This is a genomic window from Arthrobacter sp. Z4-13 (assembly GCF_054792705.1).
Window position 1 is genome coordinate 1,119,977 of the sequence record NZ_CP096459.1, and the last position, 16,008, is coordinate 1,135,984.

The following is a 16,008-nucleotide window of genomic DNA, read 5'->3' on the forward strand; positions in this document are numbered from 1 at the left end:
CGGTGCCAGCGCCTCCCGGAGGCCGGATCGTGCTGGCGGCCACCCCGATCGGCAACACGGGCGACGCTTCTGCCCGCCTGGTGGAACTGCTGGGGACAGCGGACATCGTTGCTGCTGAGGACACCCGCCGCCTGCACCGGCTGGTGCAGAGCCTGGGCGTCACTGTGGCGGGGCGGGTGATCAGCTATCACGAACACAACGAGGCAGCCAAGACAGCCGAGCTTCTGGAACAGGTCCGGGCGGGCAAGACCCTGGTAATGGTCACCGACGCGGGGATGCCCTCGGTCTCCGATCCAGGGTTCCGGCTGGTGGAGGGCGCCGTGGCAGGCGGGCTCAGGGTCACGGCCGTACCCGGCCCATCAGCTGTACTGACGGCGCTGGCGTTGTCTGGCCTGCCCACGGACCGTTTCTGCTTCGAAGGGTTCCTGCCACGGAAGGCAGGCGAACGTGCGTCACGTCTGGCTGACCTGGCGGGGGAGCGACGGACGATGGTGTTCTTCGAAGCGCCGCACCGGCTTGAGGTGATGCTGCGGGCGCTGCGCGAACGCTTCGGCCCTGAGCGCCGCGTAGCCGTCTGCCGGGAACTGACCAAGACCTACGAAGAAGTGATCCGGGGCTCGCTCGGCGAGCTCCTGCAATGGGCGGAAACCACCGAAGTCCGTGGTGAGATCGCCATTGTCCTGGCCGGCGCACCTGAACAGGAGCCCGGAACACCCGAGGACCATGTGGCCGCTGTCAACGAACTGGTGGCCCAGGGAATCCGCCTCAAGGAGGCTGTGGCCGCCGTCGCGGAAGACGTCCGGGTGAGCAAACGGGAACTGTACTCAGCTGTTCTGGCCGCACGCTAGCCAAGCCGCCAGGGATCCGGGAATGGCTGTGCAGCTGCACAGCCATTCAGTGTTTCGGCAGTGCGTGAAGGCGTAGACCCGCTGGTGGCGCAGCAGTAGTCTGGCAACTAATCAGCCAGGACGACGGCGGCTACTCCGGCCGCCGCCGGGGCTGCAATAACCCTACTGACGAGGGAGTCATCGTGACTGTCACTGCACAGCCGGCCGTTTCCGCAGAACGCGAAAGCGCCCTTTTGGCCTCTGTTCCCACCGGCCTGCTCATCAACGGTGAGTGGCGTGCCGCCGCTTCGGGCAAGACCTTCGACGTCGAGGACCCGGCGACAGGCAAGGTGCTGTTGAGCATTGCCGACGCCGGCGCTGAAGATGGCGCCGCGGCGCTGGACGCCGCCGTGGCCGCCCAGGAGTCCTGGGCCAAGGTCCCGCCGCGTGAGCGCGGCGAAATCCTGCGGCGCGCGTTTGAGCTCGTGACTGAACGGGCTGAGGACTTCGCCCTGCTGATGACCATGGAGATGGGCAAGCCGTCGGCGGAAGCCCGCGGTGAAGTCACCTACGGTGCGGAGTTCCTGCGCTGGTTCTCGGAGGAAGCCGTCCGTGCCTTCGGCCGCTATTCCGTGTCCCCGGACGGCAAGTCCCGGCTGTTGGTCACCAAGAAGCCGGTGGGTCCCTGCCTGCTGATAACCCCGTGGAACTTCCCGCTGGCCATGGCTACCCGCAAGATCGCGCCCGCCGTGGCGGCCGGCTGCACCATGGTGCTGAAGTCCGCGAACCTGACCCCGCTGACCTCCCAGCTGTTCGCCGCCGTCATGATGGAGGCTGGCCTGCCCGCCGGTGTCCTGAACGTCATTCCCACCTCAACGGCCGGTGCCACCACCGGCCCGTTGATCAAGGACTCCCGGCTGCGAAAGCTTTCCTTCACCGGCTCCACTGAAGTTGGGCGCCGCCTGCTTTCCGATGCCTCGGAAACAGTTCTGCGCACCTCCATGGAGCTCGGAGGCAATGCCCCCTTCGTGGTCTTCGAGGACGCGGACCTTGATGCCGCCGTCGCCGGCGCCATGCTGGCGAAGCTGCGGAACATGGGCGAGGCCTGCACCGCCGCCAACCGCTTCATTGTGCACGAGTCTGTTGCCGGGCAGTTCGCGGAGAAGTTTGCCGCGAAGATGAAGGAAATGACCACGGCCCGCGGCACCGAGCCGGAATCCAAGGTGGGCCCGTTGATTGACGCCAAGAGCCGGGACAAGGTCCACGAACTGGTGTCCGACGCCGTTTCCTCCGGCGCGAAGGCAGTCCTCGGCGGCGGACCGGTGGAAGGCCCGGGTTACTTCTACCAGCCCACCATCCTCTCCGGCGTCACCGAAGGCACCCGGATCCTGTCCGAGGAAATCTTCGGACCCGTTGCACCGATCATCACCTTCAGCAGCGAAGAGGACGCAGTCCGGCTGGCCAACAACACCGAATACGGGCTCGTGGCCTACGTCTTCACGAAGGACCTCAACCGCGGCATCCGGATGGGCGAGCGGCTGGAAACCGGCATGCTGGGCCTGAACGCGGGGGTCATCTCCAACGCAGCGGCACCGTTCGGCGGCGTCAAGCAGTCCGGCCTGGGCCGTGAAGGCGGCCTCGAAGGCATCGAGGAATACCTTTACACCCAGTACATCGGCATCGCCGACCCCTACGCCGGGTAGTCCCGTCCCTCCGGGGCGGCAAAGCCGCCGCATGCAACTGGATCAGGAACGCGCAGACCAGCGTGCTGACCAGAAGCGTGCGGCGGCTTTTGCTGCCCGGACCGCGCCTGCTCCTGCAGCCCTGAACGGCGCCGACAGCAGGCGCCCCAGCCGTCCAACCACCGACGGCGGCACCCACACAGCACGCAGTCTCCGCAGTGCGGGGGCATGGGCCCGTAAAGCGGAGTCAAGAGCTGCGATTCGGGCTCCCGTCACCTCCTGGTTAGCGCCTGCGGTCCCCGGGCCGGCACGGCCGGTGCGCTCCGCCGGCACATCGGCCGCCGCCGGCGGCGGGCCGTATTCGCGGCGTTCGAAGTCTGAGGTCAAGGCAGCCGCGGCCCGGTGGGCAGCATCGTCAAGCCCCCCGGGTTCCCCCAGCAGCGCAGATTCGCGGAGGCGGGCGCTGTAGGCACGCGGGGTCTCGCTGGACTTCCGAGGCAGGCCATAATCGGTCCCCAGGTCCGCCAGTTCGCTCCAGGCCAGCGCCGCGGCCGTGCCTGGATCTGCCGGTCGAAGCCGCCGTGACCGGATGCCCGTCCTTGCCAGGCGCGGCGCGGCTGCCAGAAGGGCCACCCCCAGGAGGCTGCCCAAACCCAGCAGCAAGGGCAGGAGCTGCACGCCGGCATCAGCGGCTTCGCCTCCACCCGGCGCGAGCAGGGGAGCTGCGCTTGGTGCCGGGGCAGGAGCCGGGGCGGCATCCGGGACCAGATCGTCATTGTTGTCGAGGGCACCCGGGGCTGAAGGGGCCGATGCTTCCGAAGCATAATCAGGCACGACCCCACGGGACGGCGTGGGCTCAAATGGCACCCAGCCCAAACCCTGAAAATACAGTTCGGGCCAGGCGTGGGCATCCCTGGCATCAACCTCGTATTCGGGCAGTGCACCCTCGCCCGCCACGGAAACGGTGGCCCCGGTCAACCTGCCGGGCGCATAGCCCACCGCGATGCGGCTGGGGATCCCCTCGAGCCGGGCCATCACGGCCATGGCTGACGCGTAATGGATGCAGTACCCGCTTTTCTGGTCCAGGAAATCGGCAAGGACCGAGAGGCCGTTCCCGTCATAGCCGCCCTGCACGGGTGACTGCAGCGAGTAGGTGAACTCCGCGGAGCGCAGGTACTTCTGGATAGCCATGGCCTTTTCGTAGGGCGTGGCGCTGGAACCGGCCACCGTGCTGGCCGTCGTCCGGACAATCTCGGGAACGTTGCCCGGAATCCTGGTGAAATCCTCCGGGATTCCCTGCACGCCTGCCGATGACCGGGCCAACTGCTCCGCCGTAAGCTTCGGAACCGAAGACCGGACCAGGTACTCCTGACGCCTGGAGGTGGCGTCCGTTCCCTTGATGCTCAAGGTGGCGGGATCCCAGGTCCACCTGCCATCCAGGCCCCGCACGGATTCCGGGGGGTACGGGGCCGGCAGGTAAGGGCTGGTAAAAGTTCCGGTATCGATGGCTGTGACTACCGGCTGCTGTTCATCTGCCAGGACCGCATAGCCAGGGTCGATCTGGCTGCCAAGGGAGCGCCGGGAGGCGTTGCGGTCGTCCGGGCCCCAGGAGTCGCCGTCGAAATGGTCCACGGTGACTGAGCGCAGGTACAGCGGTGCCGTGGAATCGGTGGCATACGTGATCCGTCCGGTGCCGGCAGGAGTCCGCAGGCTGTTGCCCAGCGTGATCATTGGGTTCAGCCCCGTGGAGGCACCCCACGGATTGAGGCGGGAACCCTGTGGGAATGTGCCCTGGTCGAATCCCGGGATTGCCAACGGCACCAGCAGGGTGGCGGCCAGCGCCACGGATCCGGTGAGGGCAGCCCGCCGGACCTGGCCAGGGCTGCGGGCGGAATCGGCCGGTGTCCGCGCATCCGGAACAAACCATTGGCTGCAGGCAAGGATCATCAGGTATCCCGCCACAGCGGCGGTGAAACCCCAAAACCCTACGCTCTGGGGCTTGATCATGGCCGGCACTACGAGGATGGCCAGAAGCCCGGCACCCGTGGCGGCAGGCATGCCCAGCGCCACCGCGAACGCGTCCACAAGGATGACCGCCAGGCCGAGGACGGCGCAGATCACCATCACGATGCCGACGTTGGGCGCCACGGGAGCGGTTTCGGACAGAACGGTTTCGCTGGCGCGGCGGATCAACCGGTCAAGCTCAGCCAGGCTCGCCCCGGTGGGGATGACGCCGGCAATACTGGATCCGCGGAAGAACGTCAGGGTCAGGACGGCGCCCAGGGAAAGGAACCCGCCGGCTGTGACCAGCAGGGGCTGTGCCCTCACCGCACGCAAGGCGGCGAGGGTAAAGCAGACCACCAGCACGGTGGTGAAAACGGGCCAGTACCACCCCCAGCCCCGCAGGACTCCGTTCAGCGACAGGGCAGCTCCGGCGACCCCCAGGGCGATGGAGCCTGCCATCACCCAGGGGTAGGGGCCAACGCGGGTACGTCCTGCTGCGTTCCCTGTGGGCGGCGCGGGCTGCTGGTCTGTTCCCGTATTGCGCGGCGGGGCAATGGTCATCCTGCCACCTCCGCTCCCCGCCGGACCTCCGTCGCCGGGGTTTCCGGCAAGGCGACATCCTGGTCGAACTGGTTCCAGGCAGCTGCGACCGATAGTGACGGCGGCACGGCAGCCGCACGCCAGCCTCCCTGCCGGAGCTTTTCGAGTGCGTCCTCGAACTCCGCGGGCCGCTCGGTGACAAGGATGGCGAAGGCGTTGGTGCCGTATCCGGCGGCCGGGGCGAGGGACAGGGCCTCCAGCGCTGAAATCCTTCCCAAAACAGCGATCATGGGTCCCCGCATCCGGTGCGCCGACAACTTGTCCATCAGGTTGTCATCAAAGGGCGGCGGTCCGGAGTCCTGGTGCCCGTGGGATTTTCGGGGGCCGGGAATATCACTGCGCCCGGAGTCGCGGCGGGTGTGCGGCCCGGTCAGCTGGATAGCCGCCAGGCTTTCTGCGATGGACTGGAGTCCGGATGCACCGGTGTACTCCTCCACCTCAGGTTCGGGAGCCGAGGGCGAACGCAGGAACGCCGGTTCCCCACGGGCATCCAGCAGGCGCAGACCATAATTGCGCTCAGCCAGGTGGGCGCTGATGGACATGGCGGCAACAACAGCCCACTCGAACGCTTCACTGCTGATCATGGTGTGGCCGTCCTGGCTTGCGTTCCCTGGCGGTACCGTCCCGGACCCGCCGGAGAACGCTGTGAACCTGTGGTCCAGGATGATCGTGGCCTCGGGTGTGGTCACGGATTCCTCCTGCCGCACCATCAGGGAGCCGTGCCGTGCGGTAGCAGCCCAGTGCACCCGGCGCATCGGGTCCCCGTGCCGGTATTCGCGCGTCATGACGTCGTCGTCGCTGGGGTTGGCCCGGATTCTGGTGGCCGTGACGCCGTCGTTGCCCCGCGCACCGGCCAGCCCGGTCAAGGGAAGCACGACGGCGGCGGGCGTCACGGTGAGGGTGTCGCCGTCGTCTATTGCCTGCCGGTGCAGGGACAGCCCGAACGGGTCGGTGAATTCGGCTGTCACGGGTCCAATAAGGAACTGTCCGCGCTGGGCGGAGCGCAGGTGGTATTCATACCTGCTGGTGTTGCCGGTTGCCGAACGGGACGGAAACCGGAAGGCGGGCGACTCACCGAACCGGGACGGCAGCCTTTCCTCCATGGTGGCCCTGCCGCTGGCTGCTCCGGTGCGCGCCACCGCGAGCCGCACGGTAGTGGAGGCCGAGGTTTCCACCGGTGACGGGTTGAATTCCCGGTATACCTGGAAGCGGGGCTTTACCAGCCGGATCCCCGCAAGGGAAACCAACGGAAGGACGAACAGCAGGACAGCCAGGCTCAACAGATCCCGGCGGCCCATCACCTGCGCTGCGGCAAGTGCCGCGGCCCCTGCAGCCAGCATTCCCCAACCTCGCTGGGTGAAGAGATGTCGGGGCAGTCTGTCCAGCAGCGCCATGGAAAACCGCCTAATGGTTCCTGCTCAGGCCTGAGACAGGGGTGTTCCTGTTCGTGGGCCCGGGAGCCTTGTTCCCCGCATCGGCAGGCCTCTGTCCGACCGGCAGCCTGGACAGGATGCCGCGGAGGACGCTGTGCGCGGTTTCGCCCGCCCCGGCGGCTTTCCGGTCCAGGATGATCCGGTGCGCCAGGACAGCTTCCGCAACGTGCACGACGTCGTCAGGCAACACGAAATCGCGTCCGTCAAGGGCCGCCGTGGCCTTGGCAGCGCGCAGCAGCTGGAGCATGGACCGGGGGCTCGCGCCCAAACGGAGCAGCGGGCTCTCCCGGGTGGCCCTGCCCACTGACACTGTGTACTCCTTGACCGCCTGCGAGACGTAGACCTGTTGGACAGTGGCGATCATGGCCGCAACATCCGCGGTGGTTACTACCGCAGACACCTTGGCCAGCGGCGACGCTGCCTGATGGGTCTCGAGCATTTCGATCTCGGAGTCCTTGTCCGGGTAGCCCATCGAGATGCGCGCCATAAAGCGGTCCCGCTGGGCTTCAGGCAACGGATACGTGCCCTCCATCTCGATCGGATTCTGCGTCGCCACCACCATAAAAGGCTCGTCCAGCCGGTACGAATTGCCGTCCACCGTCACCTGGTGTTCCTCCATGCACTCGAGCAGGGCCGACTGGGTCTTGGCTGAGGCGCGGTTGATCTCATCCCCGATCACGATGTTGGCGAACACGGCACCCGGCCGGAACTCGAAGAGCCGGGAGGCCTGGTTATAGATGGAAACGCCGGTGACGTCGGAGGGCAGCAGGTCCGGGGTGAACTGGATCCGGTTGACAGTACAATCGATGGTCCGGGCGAGTGTCTTGGCCAGAAGCGTCTTGCCCACGCCCGGCACATCCTCAAGAAGCAAGTGTCCCTGGGCCAGCAGGACGGTCAGCGCAAGCTTCGCGGCGTCGGACTTCCCGTCGATCACCGTGTTGATCGTCGTCAGGATCCGTTCGCTGGCCGCGTGGAATGAGGGGGCATCCATTGCGGTTTGCCGGTGCCCGTTGAGGTGGCTGACGGGGTCTGTAACCCCCGCCAGATTACGGTTCGCAGCGATCACGTCGTTGGCAGTGCGTCGGTGGGATTCCATCGGCAACCTTTCAGCCCGGGGTTCACCTGGACGGGACAGCAAGCCCTGCCTTCGCCCGTCGGTGGGCGTCCGCATGTGTTCGTACCAGACTACTAACACAACTGCTTCAGCTGACAGAGAGTTCCAACAAATATGCGGCTTCCATGGCGGTTTAGGCTTGATGGATGTGCAATCCGCTGATCCCCGCCGCTTACCGGGCTTCCGCCGACGACGGCGGCCAGGAATCCGGAACCTCCCCGAAGCGGGAATTTCCCCCTGCTCCCGAGCCTTTGCCGGTGCCGGTTATGGACAACCACACGCACCTGGATTTCCCGGACGGCAAAGCGCCGGTGGGAATTAAAGAGGCGCTCGACGCCGCAGCGGCGGTGGGCGTCCAGGGTGCGGTCCAGGTGGGTTGCGATCTGGAATCCTCGCGGTTCACCGTCCAGGCGCTGGACCTGGACGAGCGCCTGCTGGGAGCGGTGGCGCTCCATCCCAACGACGCTCCGCGCTATGCCGAACGCGGCGAGCTGGAGGAGGCGCTGGCCGAGATTGAGCGGCTGGCAGCCCATCCCAGGGTCAGGGCCATTGGCGAAACGGGCCTCGATTTCTTCCGCACCGAGGGGGAGGGCCTGGCACACCAGCGGCACTCCTTCCGCCGCCACATCGACATCGCCAAGCGGCTGGACCTGACGCTCCAGATTCACGACCGGGACGCTCACAGCGACGTGGTGCAGGTACTGAAGGAAGAAGGGGCCCCGGAGCGGGTGGTTTTCCACTGCTTTTCCGGCGATGAGGAGCTGGCGGCCACTTGTAATAAGGAAGGCTGGTGGATGTCCTTCGCCGGAACACTGACGTTCAAGAACGCAACCAACTTGCGGGCCGCGCTCGCCATCGCGGATCCCGATCTGGTGCTGGTGGAAACAGACGCTCCTTTCCTCACCCCCCACCCGCACCGGGGCCGTCCGAACGCCAGCTATATGGTCCCCTACACCGTCCGCTCCATGGCGGAATTGACAAGCACTGACCTTGCGGAGCTGTGCTCGGGAATCCAGCAGAACACCGTGCGCGCCTACGGAACGTGGGATTAAGAACACGTCCCACCCCGCCTGGATCTTAATACCGGGTATGCAAAAATGTTGGTCGCTTTATAACGCTACGGTTACAGTAGGACTCAGTTAGCCGGGGTCGGGGAAGGCCACCAGGCAAATTCACTCTGTTTTGCAGCAGGATCTGCTGGGCCTGGTTCCAGCCTGCCCGCTGCGCAGAGTGTGGCGGCGATGATGCCCGGACTGCCCCTTTCGGAGGTGCTGCCGGGCATTTTATTGCCCTATCCCCGTGCCCGGAAGGACCTAAAGTTACGGGCAATCGTGGTCAAGTTCTTTACAACGGACGGCAAGTTCAGCTTTATCAAGGTTGGAACCCAACTCCTGGTGCTGTGCGCGCTGGTGGTGGGCCTCGTAGCCTTCGTCGGCAATAACAAAACCATCACGCTGAACGTGGACGGCAAGGTAACGTCCGTGCAGACCTTCGGTGGGACCGTGGGGCAGGTCGTCAAGAGCGCCAACGTCGAGCTGAAGCCGGCGGACAGGGTCTCGCCAGCCATTGATGCCACTGTCCAGAACGGCACGGTCATCAACGTCAACATGGCCAAGGAAGTCAAGGTCAGCCTGGACGGCTCCGAAAAGACGGTAAACACCACCGCCCAGGACGTTGCCGGACTCGTGACTGAACTCGGAGTCGCAAGTGCATCGTTGGTCTCCGTGCCCAAGGACGCCCAGCTTTCGGTAGCAGGGTCCTTCGTCTCCATCTCCACTCCCAAGTCCGTGAGCATTGTTGCTGACGGCAAGGTGGACACCGCCACCACAACTGCCGCCACGGTGGGCAAGGTGCTGGAAGATGCAGGCCTTACCCTTGGCGCCAATGACCGGACTTCCCAGCCCGCAAACGCCCACGTGGTGAACAACATGGTCATCAAGGTGTCCCGCGTGGACACTCGCAAGACCGCCGTGACTACCGAGGATGTCCCGTTCAAGTCGGAGACCAGGGAGAGCGCCGAGCTGCTGAAGGGTGAAAAGGAAGTCACCCAGGCAGGCGCCGCCGGCAAGGTGGAAAAGACCTTCAAACTCGTGCTGGTTGATGGCCGCGAAGCCTCCCGCACCCTCGTGTCCGAAGCGGTCACTGCGCAGCCCGTGACCGAGGTGATCACGGTGGGCACCAAGGCCAAGCCAGTAGCCCCGCCGGCCCCCGCCCCGGCAGCCACTGCCGGCGCCAACACCGGCGCCGCCGCCCCTGCCATGATGAACGAGGCCATGTGGGACAAGATCGCCCAGTGTGAATCAGGCGGAAACTGGTCCATCAACAGCGGCAATGGCTACTACGGCGGCCTGCAGTTCGACATCCAGACCTGGCTCGGATCCGGCGGCGGCGCGTACGCTCCCAACGCCAGCCTTGCCACCAAGGGCCAGCAGATCGATATCGCCAACCGCGTTTACGCTCAGCGCGGCCTGCAGCCGTGGGGCTGCGGCTGGGCTGCCACCAGCTGACGCAACCTGCCTCAAGCCCCGCAAGGCAGTGCGGCCGGGCCCGGATCTTGAGCTGCTCCCCGAAAGTTGGACTGAAAATTCAGTTCTGACTTTCGGGGAGCAGTTTCATGTTTAAGGGCAGTTCGTTGTCTCAGGAGCAGCGTGAAGTTGCGGTGGCGCGCGGGACGGGCATTCGCCTGACAGCCGCCGCAGATCCGGTCAGGCCAGCCAGCGCCACCAGCGTGGCTGCTCCGGTTCCGGCGTCGGTTCCGGCTCCGGCTCCTCGCCCAAGGCCAGGGCGGCCTCGGCGATGTCGCCCGCGGTGAGCGTAATGACGGCCTCACGATCGAGCGCGTCGAGACTTTGTTCCTCGTCGAGCGACAGCCGCAGCGCCTGGCGGTTGAGCGCCTGCTCGAACAGCGTGCGGGCGAACCGTGCGTTGCCGGAGTCCTCGCCCGCGTGGAGCCCGGTGAGGATGCGGCGCAGCATCTGGTCCGCACCCTGCTCCAGCGTGTACTCGTGCTGGGCCAGCATCTGGTGGAAGATCGTCTGGAGTGCGTCGACGGAGTAGTCGGGGAATGTGATCTCACGGGCGAACCGGGAGCGTAGTCCGGGGTTCGAGAGCAAGAAGGACTCCATCAGCCGCGGATACCCGGCCACGATCACGACCAGACGGTGGCGGTGGTCCTCCATCCGCTTGAGCAGGACCTCGATCGCCTCGGGGCCGAAGTCCATCCGGCCGTCCTCCGGAGCCAGCGCGTAAGCTTCGTCAATGAACAGGACGCCGTCCAGCGCACGCCGGATCACCCGATCCGTCTTGATGGCGGTTGAGCCGACGTATTGCCCCACCAGGCCCGAACGGTCCACCTCGACCAGGTGGCCTTTCTGCAGCAGACCGACCGCGCGGTACATCTCGGCCAGGAGCCGCGCCACGGTGGTCTTGCCCGTGCCCGGGTTTCCGAGGAACACCAGATGCTGTGATGTGGCCACCTCCGGCAGGCCGTGCGTCTTACGGCGGGCCTGGACCTGGAGCAGCGCGACGAGGGCCCGCACCTGTTCCTTCACGGTCTCCAGTCCGACCAGCGCGTCGAGCTCGGCCTGCACCTCGGACAGCGGCCGGGCCGGCCCGGGCCTCACACCGATGAGATCGCCAACCAGGTCGTCGACGCGCTCCGAGCCGGGCAGCTTGAGCTGATCGGCCAGATGGCCGATGGTTTCGCGCAGGTCATCGAGCGGATTGCGGCTGGCAGCCATGCATCCACTGTAGTACCCGATTCCCCACCGGGATGGGGTTGGCCCCAGTTCAACGCCATTGCGCAGCGATGCCGGTGAAACAAGAAGGGCCGGCTCATCTCTTCCGGGTCCGGCCGCAGCATTTAACAAGGCCGGGCGCAAGTGGCGCGCGGGATAGGATACCTAGGTGACTGAACCGATCCCCGCCGCGCCCGCACCGCTGTTTGGTGCATCCGACATACGCCGGCTGGCGGAAGAGATAGGTGTCCGGCCCACCAAGACCCTCGGCCAGAACTTCGTCATTGACGGCAATACGATCCGCAGGATTGTGACGGCGGCGGGGGTTGGTCCGGACGAGACGGTTTTGGAAGTGGGCCCGGGCCTGGGATCGCTGACCCTCGGTCTGCTGGATGCTGCCGCGTCGGTAGTCGCCGTGGAGATCGATCCCGTACTTGCTGCAAAGCTTCCTGCCACCGTCAAGGAATGGCGCCCCGCCGCAGCGGGAACGTTCCATCTGGTGCAGGCGGACGCCATGAAGGTCACTGAACTCCCGGTCCAGCCCACGGCCCTGGTGGCCAACCTGCCCTATAACGTGGCTGTGCCCGTGGTGCTGCATCTGCTGCAGCACTTTCCGAGCCTGCAGCACGGCCTGGTGATGGTCCAGGACGAGGTGGCGGACCGCCTTGCTGCCGGCCCGGGATCCAAAACCTACGGCGTGCCGTCCGTAAAGGCTGCGTGGTACAGCCGCATGCGCAAAGCCGGCGTTATCGGCATGAACGTTTTCTGGCCCGCCCCCAAGATCCACTCCGGACTGGTGTCCTTCACCCGCCAGGAGCCCCCGGCCACCACCGCCAGCCGTGAGCAGGTTTTCGCCGTGGTGGACGCCGCTTTCGCACAGCGGCGCAAGACGCTCCGCGCAGCCCTCGCCGGCTGGGCCGGAAGCGCGGCGGAGGCCGAACGCTGCCTGGTGGCCGCCGGCGTCGATCCCACAGCGAGGGGCGAAGTGATCGACATCGCCGCCTTCGCGAAGATCGCGGAAGCCCGTGAGGCCCGGCCGTGAACGCCCCGGCAGGACGTTTTGCCGCCCGCACCGTCCGCGCGAAGGCGCCTGGCAAGGTCAACGTGTCCCTGGACGTCGGACCGCTCCGGCCCGACGGCTACCACTCCGTGGCCAGCGTCTACCTTGCCGTATCCCTGTACGAGGAAGTGGCGGCCACCAGCACTGAAGCCCCCGGCATTACAGTAAGCCTCAGCCCGGACAGCACGCTGGACCTGGACGACGTCGATATTCCATTGGACCGGAACAACCTGGCGTACAAGGCTGCAGCCATCATGGCGGACGTGTCTGAGCACGCCACCGGCGTCCATCTCGAAATCACGAAACGGGTACCGGTTGCGGGCGGCATGGGCGGCGGATCCGCTGACGCTGCAGCCACGCTCCTGGCTTGCGACGCACTCTGGAACAGCGGGCTCTCCCGTGAAGAACTGGCGCACCTTGCTGCCGAGCTTGGCGCCGACGTTCCCTTTTCGCTGCTCGGCGGTACGGCGGTGGGTTTGGGCCTCGGCGATGAGTTGTCTCCGGCGCTGGCCAAGGCGCAAACGGACTGGGTCCTGGTCACGGCTGACTACGGACTCCCCACGCCCGAGGTGTACAGGACGCTTGACCGGATGCGGGCGGCAGAGGGCATCGACGCTGCCGAACCAACAGGGGTGGACCCGCAGATCCTTACCGCGCTGCGCAGCGGGGACGCTGAAGCCCTCAGCCGTGTGCTGGTCAATGATCTCCAGCGGGCGTCCATCGAGCTGGCGCCTGCACTGCGCGATACGCTGGGAATCGGCGAATCGCATGGGGCCATTGCCGGCATCGTCTCCGGCTCCGGTCCCACCGTGGCGCTGTTGGCAGATGATCCTGTAGCCGCAGAAGGCCTGGCAGAAAATCTGCAGCGTTACGGACTGACGGCACTCGCCGTCCACGGCCCGGTCCCTGGGGCCCGCATCATGTCAGACATCCTCCTGTAAAACCTTCAGTTCCTACCTCAGCAGCAGAAAGCAGTTCCCTTGGCACACCTTCTTGGCGGCGAGAACCTGACGGTCTCCTACGCAACCCGCACCGTCCTGGACGGCATCACCCTCGGACTCGAAGAGGGCGACCGGATAGGCATGGTGGGCCGGAATGGTGACGGAAAGTCCACCCTGATGCGTCTGCTAGCGCTGCGGTCCACTCCGGATTCCGGACGCGTTACCAAGCGTGGCGACGTCAACGTCGGCTACCTGGACCAAAGCGACGTGCTCGACGGCGACCTGACAGTCGGCGCCGCGATCGTCGGGGACCAGGCTGATTATGAGTGGGCGCGGAACCCGCAGATCCGCGAAATCATGGGTGGGCTGGTGTCCGACGTCGACTGGCACGCCAACGTCCACGCCCTGTCCGGCGGCCAGAAGCGGCGCGTGGCCCTTGCCAAGCTGCTCATCGAGGACCACGACGTCATCATGCTCGACGAGCCCACAAACCACTTGGACGTGGAGGGCGTTGCCTGGCTGTCCCGGCACCTGAAGACGCGGTGGCGGGCAAACCAGGGCGCTTTCCTGGTGGTCACCCACGACCGCTGGTTCCTGGACGAGGTCTGCAACAAGACCTGGGAAGTCCACGATGGCATCGTGGATCCCTTCGAAGGCGGCTACGCCGCCTACGTGCTGGCCCGCGCCGAACGGGACCGCTCGGCGGCAGTCATGGAAAGCAAGCGCCAACAGCTGGTCAAAAAGGAACTCGCCTGGCTTCGCCGCGGCGCCCCGGCGCGAACCGCCAAGCCAAAGTTCCGTATTGAGGCGGCGAACGCCCTCATCGCCGATGTGCCCGAACCCCGGGATTCCACGGCGCTGAGCAAAATGGCAACCGCGCGGCTCGGCAAGGACGTGCTGGACCTGGAAAACGTCTCGCTGGACTTCCTCGGCGGCGACGAAGGGCAAAAACTCTTCAACAACATCACCCTCCGCCTCGCACCCGGGGAGCGGCTGGGCCTGGTGGGCGTCAACGGCGCCGGCAAGACCACACTGCTGAAGCTGCTCAACGGCCAGATCGAGCCCACATCCGGCAAGCTCAAGCGCGGCAAGACCGTAGTCACTGCCGTGCTGACCCAGGAGGTCAAAGAGCTCGACGACGTCTCGGACCTGCGCGTCATCGAAGTGATTGAGCGCGAGAAGCGTTCCTTCAACGTGGGCGGCAAGGAGTTTACGGCGGGCCAGCTCGTGGAGCAGCTTGGCTTCACCAACGAGAAGCAGTGGACCCCGGTCAAGGATCTCTCCGGCGGTGAGCGCCGCCGCCTCCAGCTGCTGCGCCTGCTGGTGGGGGAGCCCAACGTGCTGATGCTCGATGAGCCCACGAACGACCTCGACACCGATACCCTCGCCGCCGTCGAGGACGTCCTCGACGGCTGGCCGGGAACGCTGGTGGTGGTAAGCCACGACCGTTACCTGCTGGAACGCGTGACGGACCACCAGATGGCGCTGCTGGGCGACGGCAAGATCCGCGCCCTTCCGCGCGGCGTGGACCAGTACCTGGAACTCCGGGAATCAGCCCTGGCTGGTTCCACCATCACCGGCGGCGGCAACCCGGTCACCAGTGGCGGTTCAGCTTCCGCGGCCGCCGCTCCCACCGGCCCGTCCGAAGCCGAAAAGCGGGACGCCCGCAAGGCCAAGAACCGCATCGAACGCCAGCTCGGCAAACTTGAGCAGCAGGAAAAGAAGCTTCACGACCACATGGTCAAGAGCACGGCAGAGAACGATTTCGATGCCCTGGCCGAACAAAACAAAAAGCTCAAGGACCTCGCCGGCGAACGCGAAGCCCTCGAACTCGAATGGCTGGAGGCCCTGGAGGTCCTCGGCGAGTAGACCGAACGGAACCAATCAGCCCTCGATACGGAGCTCCGGGTCTTTTTTGAGGCCGGTGAGGCCGTTCCAGGCGAGGTTTACCAGGTGCGCGGCAACAGTGTGTTTGTCGGGCGTGCGGCTGTCCTGCCACCATTGGCCGGTCATGGCGACCATGCCGACGAGCATCTGGGCGTACATGGCGCCGTCCTGCGCGCTGAAGCCGCGGCGGTCGAATTCGTCGGAGAGGATATGTTCCACCTTGGCGGTGACGTGGGAGAGCAGGGTGGAGAAGGCACCCTCGGGCTGCGACGGTGGGGCGTCCCGCATCAGGATCCGGAACCCGTCGGTGCGGTCCTCGATGTAGGTCAGCAGCGCCAGGGCGGCCCGTTCCACGAGGACCCGCGGCTTTGCCTCCTCGGTAAGGGCTGCGGTGATGTCGTCCAAAAGGATGCGGAACTCGAAGTCCACCACCTGGCTGTACAGCCCTTCCTTGGACCCGAAGTGTTCGTAGATGACCGGCTTGGAAACTCCCGCGTTCGCGGCGATCTCCTCGATGGTGGTGCCGTCAAGTCCGCGGGCTGCGAAAAGGCCCCGTCCGACGTCGATCAGCTGGCTCCGCCGCTGAATGCCGGTCATCCGTATCCGCGGAGGATTGTTGCTCACATTCCCATCATGCACCAGGCGTTCATCGCTGAACTGCAGCCGCCAGGCCGTGCCGGAAAAGGGGAAGGAACAGGGCAGAAACGTGGCAGGACCGGGGGA

Annotated in this window: 12 protein-coding genes; 7 read left to right on the plus strand and 5 right to left on the minus strand. The window is 65.9% G+C overall.

Annotation, left to right across the window (positions count from 1 at the left end):
- The first annotated feature begins 2 nt into the window (after positions 1-2).
- Entirely contained in the window at positions 3-848 is an 846-nt protein-coding gene (gene rsmI / locus M1E07_RS07055) for a 16S rRNA (cytidine(1402)-2'-O)-methyltransferase (protein ID WP_461190347.1), read from the plus strand.
- A gap of 182 nt (positions 849-1,030) precedes the next feature.
- Entirely contained in the window at positions 1,031-2,530 is a 1,500-nt protein-coding gene (locus M1E07_RS07060; protein ID WP_461189539.1) for an NAD-dependent succinate-semialdehyde dehydrogenase, read from the plus strand.
- Positions 2,531-2,572: 42 nt separating this feature from the next.
- On the opposite strand, the gene M1E07_RS07065 is transcribed toward M1E07_RS07060, so the two are convergent.
- Genes M1E07_RS07065 through M1E07_RS07075 form a run of 3 tightly spaced genes read right to left on the minus strand, consistent with a single transcriptional unit; the run spans position 2,573 to position 7,642 of the window.
- Entirely contained in the window at positions 2,573-5,074 is a 2,502-nt protein-coding gene (locus tag M1E07_RS07065) for a transglutaminase family protein (RefSeq protein WP_461189540.1), read from the minus strand.
- Entirely contained in the window at positions 5,071-6,507 is a 1,437-nt protein-coding gene (locus M1E07_RS07070) for a DUF58 domain-containing protein (protein ID WP_461189541.1), read from the minus strand. Before M1E07_RS07070 ends, M1E07_RS07065 begins: the two co-directional genes overlap by 4 nt.
- Before the next feature lie 10 nt (positions 6,508-6,517).
- Entirely contained in the window at positions 6,518-7,642 is a 1,125-nt protein-coding gene (locus tag M1E07_RS07075) for an AAA family ATPase (RefSeq protein ID WP_461189542.1), read from the minus strand.
- Positions 7,643-7,806: 164 nt separating this feature from the next.
- On the opposite strand from M1E07_RS07075, the gene M1E07_RS07080 reads away from it, so the two are divergent.
- Positions 7,807-8,712, plus strand: a complete 906-nt coding sequence (locus M1E07_RS07080) for a TatD family hydrolase (protein ID WP_461189543.1) — start codon at positions 7,807-7,809, stop codon at positions 8,710-8,712.
- Positions 8,713-8,991: 279 nt separating this feature from the next.
- On the plus strand, positions 8,992-10,167 hold the full coding sequence (locus M1E07_RS07085; RefSeq protein ID WP_461189544.1) for a ubiquitin-like domain-containing protein: 1,176 nt from the start codon (positions 8,992-8,994) through the stop codon (positions 10,165-10,167).
- A gap of 198 nt (positions 10,168-10,365) precedes the next feature.
- Here the strand turns inward: M1E07_RS07085 and M1E07_RS07090 are convergent, their stop codons facing one another.
- Positions 10,366-11,400, minus strand: coding sequence for an AAA family ATPase (locus M1E07_RS07090; protein ID WP_461189545.1), 1,035 nt, complete (start codon positions 11,398-11,400; stop codon positions 10,366-10,368).
- A 166-nt stretch (positions 11,401-11,566) separates the two neighbouring features.
- On the opposite strand from M1E07_RS07090, the gene rsmA reads away from it, so the two are divergent.
- Genes rsmA through M1E07_RS07105 form a run of 3 tightly spaced genes read left to right on the plus strand, consistent with a single transcriptional unit; the run spans position 11,567 to position 15,267 of the window.
- A complete protein-coding gene (gene rsmA / locus M1E07_RS07095; RefSeq protein WP_461189546.1) occupies positions 11,567-12,439 on the plus strand; it encodes a 16S rRNA (adenine(1518)-N(6)/adenine(1519)-N(6))-dimethyltransferase RsmA in 873 nt (290 codons plus the stop codon).
- Complete coding sequence (locus tag M1E07_RS07100; protein ID WP_461189547.1) at positions 12,436-13,398, plus strand: 4-(cytidine 5'-diphospho)-2-C-methyl-D-erythritol kinase; 963 nt, start codon at positions 12,436-12,438, stop codon at positions 13,396-13,398. The genes rsmA and M1E07_RS07100 overlap by 4 nt, the downstream gene beginning before the upstream one ends.
- A 39-nt stretch (positions 13,399-13,437) precedes the next feature.
- A complete protein-coding gene (locus tag M1E07_RS07105) occupies positions 13,438-15,267 on the plus strand; it encodes an ABC-F family ATP-binding cassette domain-containing protein (protein WP_461189548.1) in 1,830 nt (609 codons plus the stop codon).
- 15 nt (positions 15,268-15,282) lie between these two features.
- On the opposite strand, the gene M1E07_RS07110 is transcribed toward M1E07_RS07105, so the two are convergent.
- A complete protein-coding gene (locus M1E07_RS07110; protein WP_461189549.1) occupies positions 15,283-15,909 on the minus strand; it encodes a TetR/AcrR family transcriptional regulator in 627 nt (208 codons plus the stop codon).
- Positions 15,910-16,008 lie beyond the last annotated feature (99 nt).